This window comes from Deinococcus pimensis DSM 21231 (assembly GCF_000519345.1).
GTDB classification, from domain to species: domain Bacteria; phylum Deinococcota; class Deinococci; order Deinococcales; family Deinococcaceae; genus Deinococcus_A; species Deinococcus_A pimensis.
In genome coordinates, this window is the sequence record NZ_KI912637.1 from 97427 (window position 1) to 101119 (window position 3693).

The 3693-nt window shown below is 71.4% G+C and carries 3 protein-coding genes and 1 riboswitch; of the genes, 2 read left to right on the top strand and 1 reads right to left on the bottom strand.

All coding sequences use genetic code 11. The features are described from left to right. Positions 1-117: 117 nt before the first annotated feature. Entirely contained in the window at positions 118-1137 is a 1020-nt protein-coding gene (locus tag DEIPI_RS0109180) for a thiamine ABC transporter substrate-binding protein (protein WP_027481593.1), read from the bottom strand. 50 nt (positions 1138-1187) lie between these two features. Beyond that, positions 1188-1289: riboswitch (TPP riboswitch) on the bottom strand. 94 nt (positions 1290-1383) lie between these two features. Here DEIPI_RS0109180 and DEIPI_RS0109185 point away from each other — a divergent pair. Together DEIPI_RS0109185 and DEIPI_RS29815 are read left to right on the top strand one after the other, a co-directional pair. After that, entirely contained in the window at positions 1384-1848 is a 465-nt protein-coding gene (locus tag DEIPI_RS0109185) for a MarR family winged helix-turn-helix transcriptional regulator (RefSeq protein ID WP_027481594.1), read from the top strand. Next, positions 1841-3451: an MDR family MFS transporter gene (locus DEIPI_RS29815; protein ID WP_425387843.1), complete on the top strand. Its 1611-nt coding sequence runs from the start codon at positions 1841-1843 to the stop codon at positions 3449-3451. The genes DEIPI_RS0109185 and DEIPI_RS29815 overlap by 8 nt, the downstream gene beginning before the upstream one ends. Positions 3452-3693: the final 242 nt, after the last annotated feature.

Here is a 3693-nt window from a genome sequence, read left to right on the forward strand (position 1 = left end):
GCCACTCGACGCCGCCCGCGAGCAGCAGGCGCGCGAGCGGCGCGACGAGGAAGGCCGCGACGAGCGCCAGGGCCGGGAGGGCGAGGAGCCACCCCAGGGTCCTGGCGCGCGGCGTGGTCAGCGCAGCACCACCTTCGTCCACGTGTCCGTCCACGCCTTCACGTCCCGCGTGATCTCGGCGGGGGTGAAGGTGGCGACGTTGTTCGGCACCTGCGCCTGCGCGAAGACGGGCGCGAGCTTCACGCCCTCGCGGGCGGGGTAGACCCACATGCGGGTGGGGAAGTCGGCCTGCACCTCGGGCGAGAGCATGAAGTCCACGAACTTCCGCGCGAGCGCGGGCTGCTTCGTGCCCTTCAGAATGCCCACGCCTTCGAGCTGGAGGAAGCTCGCGCCGGGCAGGGCGAGGTTCGCGGTGGGGCTGGTGCCCAGCTTCTTCTCGCTGTAGAAGACCTCGGCGGCGGGGCTGGTGCCGTAGCTCACGACGATGGGGTACTTTCCGCCCGCGCGGGTGAAGTCGGTGTAGTACGCGTCGCTCCAGCCGCGCGTGACCTTCATGCCGCCCTCGCGCATGGCCTTCCACCACGTCCACGCCTTCTCGGGTCCGAGGGCCCGGACGGTCGCGAGCATGAACGCGAGGCCGGGACTGCTGGTGGTGGGGTTCTGCACGACGAGGAGCCCCCGGTAGGCGGGCTTCGTGAGGTCGTCGAGGGTGCGGGGCAGCGCGAGCTTGTGCGACGCGAACCACGCCTTGTCGTAGTTGAGGGTGACGTAGCCGTAGTCGACGGTGTTGAGCAGGGTGCCGTCGTCGATGCGCAGACGCGCGGGCACGTTCCTCGCGAGGGGACTCCTGTAGGGCTCCAGGATGCCCTCGGCCTTCGCGCGGCCCACGAGGGTGTTGTCGAGGCCGTAGACGACGTCGCCGATGGGCGCGGCCTTCGTGAGGATCAGGCGGCTGAGCATGGCGCCCGCGTCGCCCGCCTTGACGAGCCTGACCTTGACGCCGTTCGCCTTCTCGAAGGCGGCGACGAGCTTCTTGTCCACGTCGAAGGAGTCGTGGGTGACGACGGTGAGGTCGGCGGCGTGGGCGGCCCCGGCGAGGAGCAGGCCGCAGAGCGGGACGGTGAATCGGGTACGCATGAGTGGGCCCCCTTTGCGTCACAAAGGGGAGGGTGTGGTTCGCGGTGCGCCTCTCGGCGCGGTCACGCTCCCTCCGCCAGCATGAACTGGATCAGGTTCTTGGGGTCTCTCTCAGCCCGGCGCTCTTCGCGCGGGCACCCCCGGTGACGCCCGAGCAGTATATACCCGGAATCCGTGAAGGATGAACGGCCAATTGAGGCGCGCGCCACCACGAGAAGCTTCCAGATGGAATAGTTTCAGTTGATCATGAACGGCGCCCATCCCGAACAACTCGATCTCGTCCGCCGTCTCCTGCGCCTCGGACGCGCCATGTACGCCGTCCTCGACGAGCCCATGGGGGCCGCGCTCGGCCTCAACCTCAAGGAGCTCCTCGTGCTGTCCGCCATCTCCAGCGGCGACGACAGCCCCGGACGCATCGCCGCGCGCCAGCACCTGCCCGCGCCCACCGTCACGCGCCTCGTCGCGCGGCTCGTGGAGCTCGGCCTCGTGGAGCGCGGCGGCGACCCCAGCGACCTCCGGCGCAGCCCCCTGCGCCTCACCGACGCGGGCCTCGCGCTCGACGCGCGCCGCCGCGAGGAGGCCGCGCGCCTCCTCGCCGGGTACCTCGCCCACGTCGCGGACGACACCGTCCACGACGCCATCGTCGCCCTCACCCGCCTCGAAGCCGAACTCGGCGCCGAGCGCCAACCTCAGGAGATGCAGCGTGCCTGACGCCCTCACCCTCCCGCACCGCGACAAGATGCTCGCCTTCGCGGGCATCCTCACGGTGCTCTTCCTCGCGTCCCTCAACCTCACCGTCGTCGGCACCGCCATGCCGCGCGTCATCAGTGACCTCGGCGGCTTCCACCTCTACGCCTGGGCCTTCACCGCCTACGCCCTCACGTCCACCGTCGTCGTGCCGGTCGTCGGCACCCTCAGCGACACCATCGGACGGCGGCCCGTCCTGCTCGCCGGGATCGTCGTGTTCTCCCTCGGCAGCGTCCTCATCGGGCTCTCGCAGAGCATGGAGCAGCTCATCCTCTTCCGCGCGCTGCAGGGCCTCGGCGGCGGCGCCCTCATGAGCATGGCCTTCGCCACCATCGGCGACATCTTCACCCCCATCGAGCGCGGCCGCTACCAGGGCTACACCGGCGCCGTGTGGGGCGTCTCCAGCGTCGTCGGGCCGCTCGTCGGCGGCTTCCTCACCGACCACCTCGGCTGGCGCTGGGTGTTCTTCGTGAACCTGCCCTTCGCCGTCCTCGCCTTCGTGATCATCGCGCGCTACATCCGCGCCGCCCGCAACCCCAACGGCGGACGCCTCGACGTGGCGGGCTCCGCGCTGCTCGCCCTGAGCGTCGTGCCGCTGCTGCTCGCGCTGAGCTGGGGCGGCAGCACCTACCCCTGGACGTCCGCGCGCGTCGTGGGGCTCTTCGTCGCCGCCGTGGTGTTCGGCGTGGCCTTCGCCTGGCGTCAGCTGCGCGCCACCCGGCCCGTCCTCGACCTGCGGCTCTTCCGCGACCGCACCTTCGCCGTCGCGAACGTCACGGGCCTCCTGATGACCGCCGGGCTCAACGCCGCCATCCTCTACCTGCCGCTGTACATGCAGGGCATCAAGGCGAGCAGCGCGAGCGGCAGCGGCGCCGTCCTCGCGCCCCTCATGCTGGGCCTCGTCGCGACCAGCACCGTCGCGGGTCAGATCGTGTCCCGCACGGGCCGCTACAAGCACCTCATCGTGGGCGGCGTCGCCGTGACCGCCGCCGCGCTCCTCCTCACCAGCCGTCTCGGCGTGAACACCCCCACCTGGGAGGCGATCCTCGTGATGGTCCTGCTGGGCCTCGGCATGGGACCCGTCAACTCGCTGCTCACGCTCGCCGTGCAGAACGCCACCCCGCGCGAGCAGCTCGGCATGGCCACCGCCGCGAACCAGTTCTTCCGTCAGATCGGCGGCACCCTCGCCGTCGCGGTGTTCGGGACCCTCATGACCACCCGCGTCGCGAGCGACCTCGGCTCGGCCCTGCCGCCCGCCGCGCGGACCCTGCCCGGGCAGCTCCAGGAGGCCGTGTCGAGCCCGCAGCTGCTCACCAGCCCCGACGCGCTCGCGCAGGTGCAGGGCGCCGTGACGGGTCTGCTCGGCGCGGACGTCTTCGCGGGCATCCTGAGCGCGCTGCGCGGCGTGCTCGCCGGCGCGGTGCAGGAGATCTTCCTCGTGGCGTTCGCGCTCGCCGCGCTCGGCCTGCTCGTGGTGGTCCTGCTGCCCGAGCGCCGTCTCGGCGGACGGGGGCAGGAACGCGTCATCGCCGAGGGCGAGAAGCACGGGGCCGTCGCGGCGGACTGACCTCGCGCGGGCGGGGACGACCGGAGGAATCCGGTCGCCCTCACTCTTTTCCCCACGAATGTGAGGTGTTCCTCGAGCCTCCCGGGAGCGCGCCTACCCTGGAGGAAATGCTCTCAGGGCTGAAGATCGCCATCGCGCACCCCAGCGACATCCGCGACGTCCGCACGTGGAGCGGCACGCCCTACCACCTCGCTCGCGCGCTGCGCGTGGCGAACGCACGCGTCATCCCCCTGAGCCCCCTC